This is a genomic window from Lysobacter sp. Soil_C_15 (genome assembly GCF_057657315.1).
On record NZ_JBDGIR010000004.1, the window covers coordinates 18,829 to 32,561 of the forward strand.

The following is a 13,733-nucleotide window of genomic DNA, read 5'->3' on the forward strand; positions in this document are numbered from 1 at the left end:
GCAAATTCCCCCTGCCCACCTTTTTCAAAGGGGGGAAAGGCTTGGAGACGACAGGGACGGTTACGGCGGTAGCGGCTTGCCGGCCGCGGTCGAACGCGCGCTGCGCGGTCGCTGCCTCAGCGCGGGGTGCCGAAGCGGCCGAGCTGGTCGCCGGCGAGCAGGTGCAGGTGCAACTGGAACACGGTCTGGCCGCCGTGGCCGTTGCAGTTCATGACGATGCGGTAGCCGTCTTCGGCGAAGCCTTCGCGCTGCGCGTACTGCGCCGCGGCATGGGCCATCTTGCCGACGATCGCGGCCTGATCGGCCTGCAGGTCGTTGAGGGTGGCGATCGGCGTCTTCGGCACGAACAGCACGTGCACCGGCGCCTGCGGGGCGATGTCGCGGAACGCGATCAGGTCCGCGTCTTCGTAAACGATGTCGGCCGGCAGCTCGCGCCGGATGATCTTGCCGAAGATGGTGGTGTCGGTCATGGGGGCGGTAATGGGGATGTGGAGGTTCGGGACTCGGGACTCGGGACTCGGGACTCGCAAAGCTTTGAGCTTTGAAGTGAAGCTTATGTCATGGGCGACTTGGGTCGGCGGTCACGGGTCCCAAGTTACGTCGAATCCCGAGTCCCGAGTCCCGAGTCCCGAAAAGCCTACATCTCGCTCCGGCTGCCGAACGCATGCGACAACGTGCCGCGGTCGACGTATTCCAGCTCGCCGCCGAGCGGGACGCCGTGGGCGAGGCGGCTGGGGCGCACGCCGTGCTGGCGCGCGAGCTGGGCCAGGTAGTGGGCGGTGGCTTCGCCTTCGACGGTCGGGTTGGTGGCCACGATCAATTCCTGCACCTCGCCTTCGGCCAGGCGCGCGGCCAGTGCGTCCAGGCCGAGTTCGCGCGGGCCGATGCCGTCGAGCGGGCTCAGCCGGCCCTGCAGGATGAAATACAGGCCGCGATAACCGGTGGCCTGTTCGATCGCCAACCGATCGGCCGGCGATTCCACCGCGCACAACAAGTGCGCGTCGCGCGCGGCGCTGGCGCAGGTCGGGCACACCTCGCTCTGGCTGAAGTCGCGGCAGCGCGCGCAATGGCCGATCTTCTCGATCGCCTCGGCCAGGGCCTGGGACAGGCGCTGGCCGCCGGCGCGCTCGCGTTCGAGCACGTGGTAGGCCATGCGCTGGGCCGACTTCTGCCCGACCCCGGGCAGGACCCGGAACGCGTCGATCAGTTGTTCGAGCAGGCTGCTGCTCATGCGCGCCGACGTCCGCTCATTCGCTGATGGTGAAGCCGCTGCGCGCAGTCGGCTCGCGGTTCATCGCCCGCACCACGTTGAGGCAAACGATCGCGCCGAGCAAAGGCAGCAGCCAGACCAGCGCCGACTGCAGCCCCTTCTGCGCACCGGTCAGGTCCGGCTCGCGCCAGATCGCCCAGGTGGCGTAGGCGTCGAGCCCGAGCAGACCGGCAGCGACTATCGCGGCGGTGGCGCCGATGTGCAAGTTCATGGACGCGCGTCGCTCAGAACGGCAGCTTCATGCCCGGCGGCATCGGCATGCCGGCGGTGGCGGCCGACATCTTGGCCTGCGACTCGGCGTTGATCTTGTTGACCGCGTCGTTGAAGGCGGCGGCGATCAGGTCCTCGACCATTTCCTGGTCGGACAGCACGCTCGGGTCGATCCGGACCTTGCGGCAGTCCATGCGGCCGGTCAGGGTCACGCTGACCATGCCGCCGCCGGCGCTGCCGGTGACTTCGATCTTGGCCAGTTCTTCCTGGGCGCGCTGCACGTTTTCCTGCATTTTCTGCGCCTGTTGCATGAGTTGGGCGATGTTGCCGCGCATGGTGGTCCTGCCTCGTGGTCGTGTTGGGAATCTGGAGGGAGCCGGTCGGGGCGACCGGATCCGGACAGCGGCGCCGCGCGAGGACGGCGCCCGCCCGAAGGGATGAGGGCGCGGCGGGCGCCGCGCAAGGGCTCAGGGCTCGTCGTAGGGGCGGATCGAGTCCGGCACGAGCTTGGCGCCGTGAACGTCGATCAGCCGGCGCACGTCGGGATCGTTCATGAACATGTCCTCGGCCGCAGCCTGGCGCTCGTCGCGCGCGCGCAGGTTGCGCGCATGCATCGACTCGCCGCCGGCCTCGGTCTCGAAGCGGATCTGCGGAGCCGCGCCGAGCCGCTGGGCCAGCGCGTCGGCGACCATCTTGATCAACGCCGGCGCGCGCAAGTGGTCGTCGTTGGGGCCCAGCGACAGGCTCAGCACGCCGTCGGCATAGCCGAGAAATCCGGAATGCTCGGCCAGGATCCGCGCCGGGCCGCGCAGGCCGCTGGCCTCGACCAGGGCGTGCCAGGCGTCGGCGTCGGCGATGCCGCCGCCCGCGCCGGCGCGCGCCGGCATCCTGATCGACTCGGACGCACGCGGCGCCTGGCTGGCGAACATGTCTTCGCGCGGCACTTCGTCCGGCACCACGCCGGGCGGAAGCGCGACCGCGACTGCGGGCGCGCGCGGTTCGGGCTCGGCGGCGATCGGTTCGACCCGTGCCGGCTGCGACTGGGTATGGATGGACTCGGCCGGGACGGATCCGATCGGGTCGGGTTCGACCGGGACAAGCTCGATGGCCGGCGCCGGGCGCGCCGACTCCTGATGGGCCCGATCGTGATAGGCCGGCTCCTGATGGGCCTGCTTCTGATGGGTCTGCTCCTGATGAGCCTGCTCCTCATGTGCAGACTCCTCATGAGCCCGTCCCTCACCGCCCAACTGGCCGCGAGCAAGCTCCGTACGATCGAATTCCGACCGGCCAGACTCCGACCTGCCCGACGCCGGCCGCGGCAGCGCATCGTCCTCCGGCCACAGCGGCGCTTCCTCGCGAACCGCGTGGACCGGCCGCGGCGGGTGCGCCGGTTCGGCCCGGCGCGCCGGCTCTTCGTCCGGCCACAGCGGCGCTTCGCTCGCCGGCACAGCGGCGGCCGGCGCGGGCGCAGGCTCAATCGGTGCCGGCTTGATTCGGGCCGGCTCGTTGCGGGCCGGCGCGGGCTCGGCCGGCCTCGGCTGGGACGGCGCCGCCCCGAACGGCGACGCTTCCAACGGCGCGGCCGAACGCGGCGACGGTCCGGAGCCGGACGCGTCGCGCGCCGGTTGCGCTTGCGCCGCGGGTTCGACCGGCGCGGGATCGAGCACGGCCGGCGCGACCGAGGCCTTCGCCGCCGCAGCGGGCGCTGCGGACGGCGCGGACTCGCGTACCGGACCGGCGCCCATTTCGCGCATCGCCGCAGCCGCCTGGGCGGCGGCGTCGCGGCCGCGCGCGGGCTCGTTGCGCCCGCCCGAGCCCGGCGCCGGGCCGGGTTCGGCCGCGCCGGACGGGCGGAAGGCGAGCATGCGCAGCACGCTCATTTCGAATCCGGCGCGCGGGCTCGGCGCCAGCGGCAGGTCGCGGCGGCCGTTGACGCTCATCTGATACCACAGCTGCACCACCTCCGGCCGCAATTGCGCGGCCAGCGCGTCGACGTCGACGCCGTCGGCCTCGACCGCCGCTTCCGGCACCAGTTGGCGGACCTGGATCCGGTGCAGGGCGTCGCTCAGCGACTCCAGCACGCTGCCCCAGTCGGGCGAGAACTCGGCCAGGGTCGCGACCTCGGCCATCAGCCGGGCGCCGTCGCCGTCGCCGAGCGCGGCCAGCACCGCGCCGACTCGGGCCCGGTCGACCGAGCCCAGCATCGCCGCGACCGCGCTGCCCTCCAGGCGGGTGTCGCCGCCGGCGCCGCCGTAGGCGATCGCCTGGTCGAGCAAGGACAGACCGTCGCGCAGGCTGCCGTCGGCCGCCTTGGCCAACTGGCGGATCGCCGAGTCGTCGGCGCCGATCTGCTCGGCGGCGAGGATCCGGGTCATCTGCCCGCCGATCTGCTGCTCGTCCAGGCGCTTGAGGTTGAACTGCAGGCAGCGCGACAGCACCGTCACCGGCAGCTTCTGCGGGTCGGTGGTGGCGAGCAGGAATTTGACGTGGCCCGGCGGCTCCTCCAGCGTCTTCAGCAGCGCGTTGAACGCCGACTTCGACAGCATGTGGACTTCGTCGATCAGGTAGACCTTGACCCGGCCTCGGCTGGGCATGTACTGGGCGTTGTCGATCACCTCGCGCACGTCGTCCACGCCGGTGTTGCTGGCGGCGTCGATCTCGAGCAGGTCGATGTAGCGCCCGGCGTCGATGTCCAGGCAGGCCGCGCACTCGCCGCAGGGATCGGCCGAGGTGCCGCGCTCGCAGTTCAGCGACTTGGCGAAGATCCGCGCGATGGTGGTCTTGCCGACGCCGCGGGTGCCGGTGAACAGGAAGGCATGGTGCACGCGCCCGGTGCCGAGCGCGTTGGTCAGCGCACGCACCACGTGCTCCTGCCCGACCAGTTCGGCGAAACGCTTGGGGCGCCACTTGCGGGCGAGGACGAGATACGACATCGGATCCTTTGCGATGAGGCCTGCGGACGAAGCGCCAGAGTAACGCCGCGGCGCGACGGCGCGCGCTAGCGGAGGCCGGCGCGACGCGGGGGAGACCTATCCATTGTGCCACGCCGGCCCCTCACGCCCGCCCCTCGGAGCGAGGGCGCGACCCGACCGCCACACACCGGTCCCGGGCCGCCCGCCCCGGACAGAGACCGCCCCGCCGCCGCCCAGCTTGTCCCCCAGGGCCCTGCAAGGCTAGAATTCCCGGCTCTGAACGGCCCGCCCAGGCGGACCGCCAGATCACGGAGAGGTGTCCGAGTGGTTGAAGGAGCACGCCTGGAAAGTGTGTAAGCGTCTAAACCGCGCTTCGGGGGTTCGAATCCCCCTCTCTCCGCCAGTTGACGCGAAGAAGCCCCCGAGTCCGCTCGGGGGCTTTTTTCGATGCCCTGCGCTCGCGGTCACGGCGACAGATCCAGCACCAAGCTGGAACGCGGGCCGCAGAAACCGACCCGTCGCGGCATGCGATGCGACCGCGGCGCGGCGCGGCGCGGCGCGCGAGCCATCCTGACCCACGTCGCTGCGTCGAAAGCGGGGCGCGGCTTGCCTGTTACGCCCGCCCGCGCTGTAGCGGCGGCTCCCCGCTCCGCTCGCCCGGCTAATGCAGCGCCTACACTGACTTCGATACGCTCGAAGCTCCGTCACAGGAAGCAGCCATGGCGTTTTCGATTCCCGGCAAACAGGTCATCGCTTACCCGCCCAAGCGCTTGCTCGCCTTCGAGGCGTACGTGTTCGAGTGGATCGACAATCTGCATTTCCTGCTCGATCCGGGAGAGTTCATCGAAGGCGACGCGGCGCCCTACCTGGCCATTGCCGGGCAGCGGTTTCGGCAACAGGGCTGGGACGGCGACGGCACGATCCAGTTGCTGTGGCTGCCGCCGTTCGCGTTCCCGCGGCACGCGGACGTGGGCAGCGAGGGCGTGGTGTTGTGGCACGTCAAGCAGCTCGAGGACGGTCTCTCGTTCCTGCTTTCGCCGCTGCCGCTGCCGTTCGAGGAATTCGCCGCTTAGTCCGGCGGCGGTGCGGGCAACGCGGCGTACCAGGCCGCATACGGCGTGTTCTTGACCAGGTACCGGTTGTAATCCGGCGCGCCGTCGCGCCACCACACCGGGCCGCGTTCGCCGAGGGACACTTTCGCCGCGTGCACCCGGGTACGGGCTTGGCGCAAGGCGACTGGATCGTCGCTGGCGGCGCGCACCGCGCGGCGCGCATCCATCAGCTCATCGGTCAGAAGCTGGCGGCGGTCGGCGCTCAAGCCGGGATCGCTCGCGCGCCACAGGCGCCGCTCGACGATCAGGTAGCGTGCATCGGGCGTGAGCAACGGCTTGCGCATCGGAGTTCAGGCGCGCTGGCGCTGGTTCGGTTCGCGGTCGTCGTTCTGCGGTTCGGCGGCGCCGTCCAGTGCCTGCAGCGCGGCGCGCAACGACTGGCCGGCGGCGCGCGCATGGGCCTGGAAAGCGGCGTTGGCGCCGCGCTGGCGCTGCAGGCGGTCGGTCGCGCGCGCCAGCGCTTCGATCCGCTCGCCCAGGCGCGGCGCATCGCGGAACAGCAGGTAGTCGTCGATGTGCAGCTTCAAGGCCTGCAGTTCGCGGATCGCGGCGCGCTGCAGGCGCAAACGCGAGCCCGCCTCGGGCGATGCAAGGTACAGCCATTCGCCCAGTTCGGCCTCGGCGGCGCGCAGGCGCGCGCTCAACTCGGTCGCGGCGCGTTCGCTGCCGTCGCGCGCCGCCAGTTGCCGCAGCAAGGCCGCATCCAAGGCCGCGCAGGCCTGCGCGCACTCGATCTCGGCCTCGCCGCAATCCTCGGCGGCGAGTTCCGCCCGGCGCAGCAGGGCGGCGATCAGGTTCGCCAGTGCCTGCAATGCGTTGAGGTCGTGCTCGCGCTGCCACGCCTTCATGCCCTGTCCCGCTCGCGCCGCCGATCGCGGCCCCTCTATGGAGCCGCGATTGCCGGCCGATGCCAATCGGCATGTCGTTAAACGACGCCGCGCGGACAGTGCGGCGCCAGGAACATGAAGACGGCGTCGGCAGGCGATGACGCCGGCGCGAACACGACCGCCCAGTCAGCCGGCGGCCTGGCGTTCGCCGAGGTTCGCCGGCGTGGACACGATCGCCTCGAGTTCGCCGATCAGGCCGCTCATGCGCTCGCGCTGCTGCGGATCCAGGTGATCGGCGGCGTCGGCGAGCAGGTTGGCCAGGCGGGTCAGGCGGCGCCGGTGGCCGTAGGCGTCCAGGCGCACCAGGCGGCCGCCGGTGTCGCGCTCGGCCGGCTCGCTGGTTGGCGCGTGCAGATAGCGCAGCAACAGCAGGCGCAGGCGTTCGGCGCGCTCGGCGTCCTCGTCGGTCCACGGCTCGGAGGTGCCGCGCACGGTCTGGTTCCATTCCTGGAAGCTCGCCCGCGGGCCGATCTTCAGGCTGCCGGCATCGAGCTGGTAGGCGTCGGACGGCGCGCCGGCCCAGCGCACGTGCTCGATCTGCTCTTCGCGGAACAACAGCAGCCAGCCCAGGGTGCCGCCTTCCAACGGCACCGCGAACAGTCCGGCCGGCCCCTCGCCGGACGGGTTCCAGGCCGCACGGTCGGCGCTGCCCGCCGCTTCGTGGCCGGCATTCGCCCGCGCCCAGGCCAAGGCGGCCTCGACCGCCGCCTCGTCCACGCACTCGCCGGCCAGCACCCGCTGGTCGCCGGCGACCAAGGCCAGGCCTTGCGCGCAGGAAGCGCCGAGCAGGACGCCGGCTTGGTCGCGCAAGGTCCGCAGGCCGGGGGCGCCGTCGCTGAGCGCTTGTTCCAGGCGCACCCGGTGCGCGCGGGCGGCCGATTCGGCGGCGCCGACCCGCTTGAGGTCGCGGCTGCTCAGCAGCAGCGAGACGTAACGGCCGAATACGTCGGCGGCGATGCGTTGCGCGGCGTCGACCGGACGCGGCTGCGGATGATGGCAGGCGATCAAGCCCCACAGCCGGCCATCGACGATCAGCGAAATCGACATCGAGGCGCCTACGCCCATATTGCGCAGGTACTCCAGGTGCACCGGCGACACGCTGCGCAGCAGGTCGAAGCTCATGTCCAGCGGCGCGGCGCCGGCCGCGCAATGCACCGGCACCGGCGCGTAGCCGGCGTCCGGGATCACTCGCAGACGGTTGGCCAGATACAGCGCCCGCGCCTGCGGCGGAATGTCCGAAGCCGGAAAGCGCAGGCCCAGGTAGGAACTGAGCTGGCCGCCGAGGGATTCGGCCACCACTTCGCCGGAATGGTCGTGGCGGAAGGCGTAAACCATCACCCGGTCGTAGCCGGTCAATTCGCGCACCTGCTCGGCCACGGCGCGGAACAAGGGCTGCGAGGCGTCGCCGGCGTCGACTCTGGCGATCATCGCGTGCGCGTCCGGCTCGGCCGGGCGCGCCGGCGCCGGCTCCAGTTCGACGTGGATCAGCCCGTTCCAGACATGCACCGACAGGTAATGCAGCCGTCCCCATTCGCCGGCGTTGATCAGCCCCGCCAGGCGCGGGAAATCGCCGGGATGCGAGCCCATCGCGCTGGCCTGGATGCGCTGCATCGCGTGGAGCTCGAACAACTCCTCGATCGGTTGTCCGAGCAGTTCCTGGGCGCTGCGGCCGAACAAGTCGCCGGCGTTCTCCGATACCGCCACCAGACGGCCGGTGCGCGGCGCGTACGCCAGCAGGACGCCGTGCGGCTGGATCGCGCCGCTGAGGTGGATCGGCTCGCGCGCGCACTCGTCGTACGCGGCCTGCAGCTTGGGATCGATCATGCATGCTCCTTCAGGTTGATGGCGTCGGCCACCAGGCCGAAGGCATGGCGAGCGCCGCGTCCGGCGTCCTCGCGCAGCGAGCCGCGCAGCTCGGCCAAGGCGGCGAGAAATCCCGGCCAGCGTTGGCTGCGCTGGGCGTGGTGCTCGAGGAACGCCAGCGGCGTATCCGGCGCGGCCTGGCGCAGGCGGGCGACGTCGCGCAACAGCAGCCGTGCGCCCAGGGCGGAGCCTTCCAGGACGTAGTTGCCGCCCATCCACCAGCTGGCCGGCAAGGCCGGCAGCGGCGGCGCGACCGGCGCCGCGCCCAGCCGCTGCAGATCCTGCGCCAGCAGCGCCAGGCGTCGCCGGTCGAACCAGGTCGCCCACAACGCGTGCGCCGAGCGTTCGGCCGGCGCCGGCGCCAGCGCCGCGACCAGGGCCGACATGCCGCGCAGATACCGGGCATAGGCTTCGCGGTCGGCCACCCCACCGGCCATCAAGCGATCGAGATGGGCGTGTTGCGCGGCGGTTGCGGCCCGCAACTCGATTTGCAGCGTATTCAATTCGACGGCTGAACTGGGCAAAGAGAGACAGTCTACGCATTACGCCGGTGCCGGCCAGCGCCGGTGCCGCGCCGCCGCCGCGGGACTGAAGCGTTCAGCCCCGCACTGCCAACGCGTTGGCGAAACCCGCCGATTCGGCCCGATCGGCGGCGCCGCGACCAAGCACCGCCGCCGCCTCGCCGACGCGGCGGCCGAACCGCGCTGCGCGCCGGCGACGGCGCCGCTCGCCCACGGCGCACGACCGCCAGCGCCTTCCATCGGCGACCGGCGGTCGCAGTGCGGCGCGTCGGCGCATGGACGGAGCGCGACTGCGGACTCACTACAACCGTTCGTTACAACTGCCATCGCAGTCGCATGGGCGAACTGCGTTGCTGATCGCAATTCCATCGAGGCGGCGCGCCTAGATTGCGCGCGGCTTGCGACGCACCGGCCCCACCCGCGTTCGCCGTCGCGCCTCTCGCCCTCGCGGGCGCATCCACTACAAAGGATTCTCATGAGCAAGAAAACTTCCGGCAACGACGCCACTCCGACTTCGCGTTCGCGCCGCCATCTGATCGGCGCCGCCGGCCTGATGGCCGCGGCCACCGCCGGCGCCGGCGCGGCCGCCGCAGCAGCGGTCGCACCGAGCCCGCGCCGCACGACGGCCACGGCCGGCGCGCTGGCGCTGCCCGCCGACGGCCGGGTCAACGTCAAGGACTACGGCGCGCTCGGCAACGGCAGCGCCGACGACACCGCGGCGATCGAACGCGCGCGCGATGCGGTGTTCGCCTCGGTCAACAGCAACGGCTGGCTGACCCACCATCTGTACTTCCCCGCCGGCGTGTACCGGGTGACCAAGGCCGACGCGCTGCTGCCGATGGTCGGCCCGCAATTGCGCAACTACGTGATCGAGGGCCAGGGCAAGCGCAGCTCGGAAATCCTGTTCGACGCGCCGCTGGTCAGCGGCGACCGTTTCAACAACAACCTGATGACCGCGGCCGGTCGCCTGCGCCAGTTCCGGGTGCGCGAGATCGGCTTCCGCTCGGCGCGCGCCGGCCTGAGCTGGCTGTTCGCCTGGTCGGCGGTCAACGATTCCAACCAGGACTTCGCCTTCGACGACGTCGAATGGCGCGGGCCGTGGGAGCGCATCATCGGCCTGGACGGCCCCAGCGATTCCAACCTCAATTCGGAGTGGTCGTTCAACCGCTGCCACCTGACCAACGACGTGGTGCTGAGCGACGCCTTCCTGCACTCGGGCATGTCGCCGGAGTTCTCCCAGCAGGACCAGTTCCTGAATTTCTGGTTCCGCGACTGCAAGTTCGAGTACAAGAGCGGCACCCTGCTGCGCTTCGCCAAGGGCGGCTACATCAACGTCTACGGCGGCTCGTGGATTCACACCAATACCGACCCGCAGGTGCCGTCGGTGTTCTTCGACCTGCCGGCGCAGAGCCACTCCAACACGGTCAAGACCCTGGTGGTGATCGGCGTGCGCTTCGAGCTGCGCTCGACCAGCAGCAAGCTGCTCAACTGCGGCTGGGACGCCAAGAACGGCAGCCTGACCTTCATCAGTTGCACCGATGCGGCCTGGTCGCACGTGTCCTCGGTCGGCCCGGTGTCGTTCCCGGTCACCTACCGCCCGCGCAACGGCGACATGCCGTTCGTGAAGTGGCAGTCCTGCCAGCTGATGGGCCGGCACGAGTCCTATGCCACGGTCAACCGCGACCGCTTGTTGTTCGAGCAATGCAACACCTTGAACGCGACCGCGGCGACGTTCGTGGTGCAGCGTTGATGTGAACCGATGCGATCGCGGATCGCGCCGCCGCTTGGAGCGAAGACTCGGCGGCCGTTGCGCCGACGAATCCGCCGAACGGCGGCCTTAAGAACGATCGCGAATCCTGGGAGCGGCGCACAGGACGTGCGCCTTGCTCTGAAAGCGCTTGCTTCGATTTCGAGGGGCGAAGGGCGGTGCGGGCGCCGGGCGTCCCGTGTCGCGGCTTACGCCGCTGCTACAGGGAGCCGGGAACCAGCGCGCGATGAACCTTTGCGGGCGTCTAGACCCGGCCGGTCTGCAGCGCGCGGGCCCAGTCTTCGCGGCCGTTGCGCCGGGCCAGCGCCGCCGCCGCGCCCCAGTCGTAGTCGACCTGCAGCAGCTGCGCCTGCCAGCCGCGGGCGTCGCGTTCGACGATGGCGTAGCGCGCCTGCGGCGTGCCGTTCTCGACCCGGTGCGGATGCGGGTGTTCGCCGGCGTAGGCCTGCAGGCCGACGCTGCCGGGGTTGACCACCAGGCGGCCGTCGTCGAGCCGCACGGCGCGCGGCACGTGGCTGTGGCCGCACAGGATCAGCCGCGCCGGATCGGCGCCGGCGCGCCGGGCGACTTCCGCGACGCTGGCCGCGCGCATGCCGCCGGCATCGACGGTTTCCAGAAAACATTCCAAGTCACTGGCCGGGGTGCCGTGCACCAGCAGCACCTCATCGTCCAGGCGCAGGCGCGGCGGCAGACTGCGCAGCCAATCGCGCTGGTCGGCGCGCAGTTCGCCGGCGGCATGGCGGTCGGAGGCGCTGATGCGCTCGGGCGGGTCGTTCAGCACCTGGCGCTCGTGATTGCCGGCGATGGTCGGCCAGCCCAGGCCGATCAGGCGATCGGCGGTTTCGCGCGCTTGCAGCGGCCCGGACAGCAGGTCGCCCAAATCGACCGCGCGCTCGACGCCGCAGGCGCGGAAATCGGCGATCACCGCCTCGAGCGCGGCGAGGTTGCCGTGGATATCGGAGAGCACTGCCAGGCGCATGCGCCGATTCTACGGCCGAACCGGTCCGTCCTTGCGGCTCATTCCGGGCCGGCCGCGCTGAACGCCGGCCGGCGCCGCGATTGCGTCGCGGCGGGGGCTCAGGCAGAATGCCGGGCCTCGCGACGCGCCCGCGCATCGCCGAGTCTATGGTGGCCCCGTTGGCGCCTCCGCGACGATAGGTCGAAAACCCCGCCAGGGCCGGAAGGCAGCAACGGTATCGACTGATTCGGGCGCCGGAGTCACGCTTGCGGGGCCGCCGCCTTTTCCGGGCCGCAAACCGCGGCCGCGCCGCTCCAGCCGCAGCCCCCGCCCCACTCGCCCGCACCGCGCTGAAGCGCCTACGCGCATCGTTGCCGGACCGGCGCGCCCGAATCGGACGCCTCGCGTCCTGGCCGCGCTTCAGGGCCCGGCCATCGCCGCCAGCGCATCGGGCTCGCGTCCGGTCGGCCAACGCGCCGTCACCCGCCAGCGGCGGCGATCGATCACCGCGATCTCGTCGCCGCCGCTGATCGCGACATAAACGCGCGGCCGCTGCGGATCGGCGACGACCCCGATCGGCAACGCGGCCCGGCCGAGCAGCGTGTCGCGGTACTGCGCGCCCTCGCGCGCCAAGGCGATGCGCGCTTGCAGGCGCTTGCGTCGCGCGTCGAACACCGACAGCGTCGCCGCGCGCGCGTTGCTGACCAGGGCGTAGCGGCCATCGGCGGTGAACGCGACCCGGATCGGAAACCCCGGGCTGTCCAGGGTCGCGCGGACCGACAGGTCGCGCGGGTCGTGCACCGTCACCGTACCCGCATCGCGGTTGCCGACCCAGATTTCGCCGCTGCCGGGCCGCACCGCCAGGCCTTCGGCGCCGGCCCCGGCGGCGACTTCGGCGGTCTTGCGGTTGTCGTTCAGGTCGATGCGGCTGAGGGTACCGCGGTCGATCTTGCTGACGTAGGCGCTGGCGCCGTCGGCGCTCAGCGCGACCATGTGGCCGCGACCCTCGCCGAGCGCGATCTCGGCGACGATCCGGCCGCTGGCGACGTCGACCCGAAGCAAGTGCGCGCTGGCCTCGGCGGTAACCAGCAGTTCGCGCCCGCCGGGCAGGAAGCGCAGGCCGTGCGGGCGGCCATGGCGGCCCAGCTCGATCCGCCGCGGCGCCTGTCTTGCCTGCAGATCGAGCACGGTCAGGGTATGTCCGGGCGCGTCCTTGTCGCCGTAATCGGCGACCACCGCCAGCGCGCCGTCGACCGCGATTTCGTGCGGGCCGTGGCCGCTGGCGAATTCGCCGAGCTTGCGGCCGTCGTCCAGCGACAGGCGCCAGACCGTATCGGCCGCCTTGTTGCCGACCAGCAGTTCGCCCGCGGCCGCAGGCGCGATCAGCAGATACAAACCCAGTCCCAGCAATCGCAAGCGCATGGCGGTCCGGCTCCGATGGGGTTCGCGACAGCGCGCGACGGCGTCGAGCGCAGCCTAGCGCAACGCCAGCCAGCGGCCGCGCACCTGCGTCGCATTCGCGCGCCGGCGTTTACGGCGGTTCGGGATGCAGCCAGTCGGCGGCGCCGTCGGCGTAGCGCTCGTGCTTCCAGATCGGCACCCGCCGCTTGGTCTCGTCGATGATGTAGCGGCAGGCGGCGAAGGCGGCGTCGCGGTGCGCGGCGCTGACCCCGACCCACACCGCCAGTTCGCCGATCGCCAGTTCGCCGACCCGGTGCACGCAGCAGGCGTCGACGATGGCGAATTTCTCCAGCGCCTCCTCCAGCACCCGCTCGCCTTCGGCGGCGGCGAGCGCGGCATAGCTTTCGTAGCGCAGGCCGGCCACCGCGCGGCCGCCGTGGTGGTCGCGCACCCAGCCTTCGAAGCTGGCGTAGGCGCCGGCGCGTTCGCTGAGCAGGCGCTCGCGCAGCGGCGCGATCTCGAAGGCTTGCTCGGACAATCGGAACCGGGTCATCGCTCAGCCTCCCGACACCGGCGGAATGAAGGCCACTTCGCTGCCCGCGCGCGGCGCGTCGTCCCAGCGCGCGAAGGCGCCGTCGACCGCGACCCGCAGCCGCTCCACCGGCAGGGCGAAACCGTGGCGCGCGCGCAAGGCCTGGTACAACGCGCGCAGGTCGGCCGCGTCGGTGTCGACGGTTTCGCTGGCGACGCCGGCGGCGTCGCGCAGGCTGGCGAAATACATCACGGTCAGCCGACTCATGCGGCGCCTCCGCGGCGCGCGCGCGCCGGGGC

15 protein-coding genes, 1 tRNA gene and 1 other RNA gene are annotated in these 13,733 nt (G+C 71.5%); 4 read left to right on the forward strand and 13 right to left on the reverse strand.

Annotated elements, in window-relative coordinates; genetic code table 11:
- Positions 1-116: 116 nt before the first annotated feature.
- From AC3A57_RS10410 to dnaX, 5 genes are all read right to left on the reverse strand, one after another.
- Positions 117-470 carry a histidine triad nucleotide-binding protein gene (locus AC3A57_RS10410; RefSeq protein ID WP_487578861.1) on the reverse strand — a complete coding sequence of 118 codons (354 nt, stop codon included), beginning with the start codon at positions 468-470 and terminating at the stop codon, positions 117-119.
- A gap of 167 nt (positions 471-637) precedes the next feature.
- Positions 638-1,231 (reverse strand): recombination mediator RecR, encoded by a 594-nt coding sequence (recR, locus tag AC3A57_RS10415; RefSeq protein ID WP_487578862.1) that lies wholly within the window; start codon positions 1,229-1,231, stop codon positions 638-640.
- A 16-nt stretch (positions 1,232-1,247) separates the two neighbouring features.
- Positions 1,248-1,481, reverse strand: a complete 234-nt coding sequence (locus AC3A57_RS10420; RefSeq protein WP_487578863.1) for a hypothetical protein — start codon at positions 1,479-1,481, stop codon at positions 1,248-1,250.
- A 13-nt stretch (positions 1,482-1,494) separates the two neighbouring features.
- Positions 1,495-1,815, reverse strand: coding sequence for a YbaB/EbfC family nucleoid-associated protein (locus tag AC3A57_RS10425; RefSeq protein ID WP_221671967.1), 321 nt, complete (start codon positions 1,813-1,815; stop codon positions 1,495-1,497).
- A gap of 132 nt (positions 1,816-1,947) precedes the next feature.
- Complete coding sequence (dnaX, locus tag AC3A57_RS10430; protein ID WP_487578864.1) at positions 1,948-4,413, reverse strand: DNA polymerase III subunit gamma/tau; 2,466 nt, start codon at positions 4,411-4,413, stop codon at positions 1,948-1,950.
- Between the two features lie 289 nt (positions 4,414-4,702).
- Here dnaX and AC3A57_RS10435 point away from each other — a divergent pair.
- Both AC3A57_RS10435 and AC3A57_RS10440 read left to right on the forward strand, forming a co-directional pair.
- Positions 4,703-4,795: transfer RNA gene (locus tag AC3A57_RS10435), tRNA-Ser, on the forward strand.
- A gap of 316 nt (positions 4,796-5,111) precedes the next feature.
- Positions 5,112-5,465: a hypothetical protein gene (locus AC3A57_RS10440; protein ID WP_487578865.1), complete on the forward strand. Its 354-nt coding sequence runs from the start codon at positions 5,112-5,114 to the stop codon at positions 5,463-5,465.
- Here AC3A57_RS10440 and AC3A57_RS10445 read toward each other — a convergent pair.
- The 4 genes from AC3A57_RS10445 to AC3A57_RS10460 all read right to left on the reverse strand — a co-directional run bounded on the left by AC3A57_RS10445 (position 5,462) and on the right by AC3A57_RS10460 (position 8,757).
- A complete protein-coding gene (locus tag AC3A57_RS10445; RefSeq protein WP_487578866.1) occupies positions 5,462-5,788 on the reverse strand; it encodes a hypothetical protein in 327 nt (108 codons plus the stop codon). The two genes, AC3A57_RS10440 and AC3A57_RS10445, sit on opposite strands and share 4 nt — an antisense overlap.
- A 6-nt stretch (positions 5,789-5,794) precedes the next feature.
- Positions 5,795-6,352 (reverse strand): hypothetical protein, encoded by a 558-nt coding sequence (locus AC3A57_RS10450; protein ID WP_487578867.1) that lies wholly within the window; start codon positions 6,350-6,352, stop codon positions 5,795-5,797.
- Between the two features lie 165 nt (positions 6,353-6,517).
- Positions 6,518-8,215 carry a GAF domain-containing protein gene (locus AC3A57_RS10455; protein WP_487578868.1) on the reverse strand — a complete coding sequence of 566 codons (1,698 nt, stop codon included), beginning with the start codon at positions 8,213-8,215 and terminating at the stop codon, positions 6,518-6,520.
- Positions 8,212-8,757 (reverse strand): hypothetical protein, encoded by a 546-nt coding sequence (locus AC3A57_RS10460; protein WP_487578869.1) that lies wholly within the window; start codon positions 8,755-8,757, stop codon positions 8,212-8,214. The genes AC3A57_RS10455 and AC3A57_RS10460 overlap by 4 nt, the downstream gene beginning before the upstream one ends.
- A gap of 493 nt (positions 8,758-9,250) precedes the next feature.
- Between AC3A57_RS10460 and AC3A57_RS10465 the strand changes: the two genes are divergently transcribed.
- Positions 9,251-10,525: a glycosyl hydrolase family 28-related protein gene (locus AC3A57_RS10465; RefSeq protein WP_487578870.1), complete on the forward strand. Its 1,275-nt coding sequence runs from the start codon at positions 9,251-9,253 to the stop codon at positions 10,523-10,525.
- Between the two features lie 262 nt (positions 10,526-10,787).
- On the opposite strand, the gene AC3A57_RS10470 is transcribed toward AC3A57_RS10465, so the two are convergent.
- The gene (locus AC3A57_RS10470; protein ID WP_487578871.1) at positions 10,788-11,522 is read right to left on the reverse strand and encodes a metallophosphoesterase family protein; all 735 of its coding nucleotides are present in this window, start codon (positions 11,520-11,522) and stop codon (positions 10,788-10,790) included.
- A 156-nt stretch (positions 11,523-11,678) separates the two neighbouring features.
- Between AC3A57_RS10470 and ffs the strand changes: the two genes are divergently transcribed.
- Positions 11,679-11,775, forward strand: an RNA gene (gene ffs, locus AC3A57_RS10475) — signal recognition particle sRNA small type.
- Between the two features lie 146 nt (positions 11,776-11,921).
- Here the strand turns inward: ffs and AC3A57_RS10480 are convergent.
- The 3 genes from AC3A57_RS10480 to AC3A57_RS10490 all read right to left on the reverse strand — a co-directional run bounded on the left by AC3A57_RS10480 (position 11,922) and on the right by AC3A57_RS10490 (position 13,701).
- Positions 11,922-12,923, reverse strand: a complete 1,002-nt coding sequence (locus AC3A57_RS10480; protein ID WP_487578872.1) for a YncE family protein — start codon at positions 12,921-12,923, stop codon at positions 11,922-11,924.
- A gap of 109 nt (positions 12,924-13,032) precedes the next feature.
- Positions 13,033-13,455: a molybdenum cofactor biosynthesis protein MoaE gene (locus AC3A57_RS10485; protein WP_487578873.1), complete on the reverse strand. Its 423-nt coding sequence runs from the start codon at positions 13,453-13,455 to the stop codon at positions 13,033-13,035.
- Between the two features lie 3 nt (positions 13,456-13,458).
- Positions 13,459-13,701: a MoaD/ThiS family protein gene (locus AC3A57_RS10490; protein ID WP_487578874.1), complete on the reverse strand. Its 243-nt coding sequence runs from the start codon at positions 13,699-13,701 to the stop codon at positions 13,459-13,461.
- Positions 13,702-13,733: the final 32 nt, after the last annotated feature.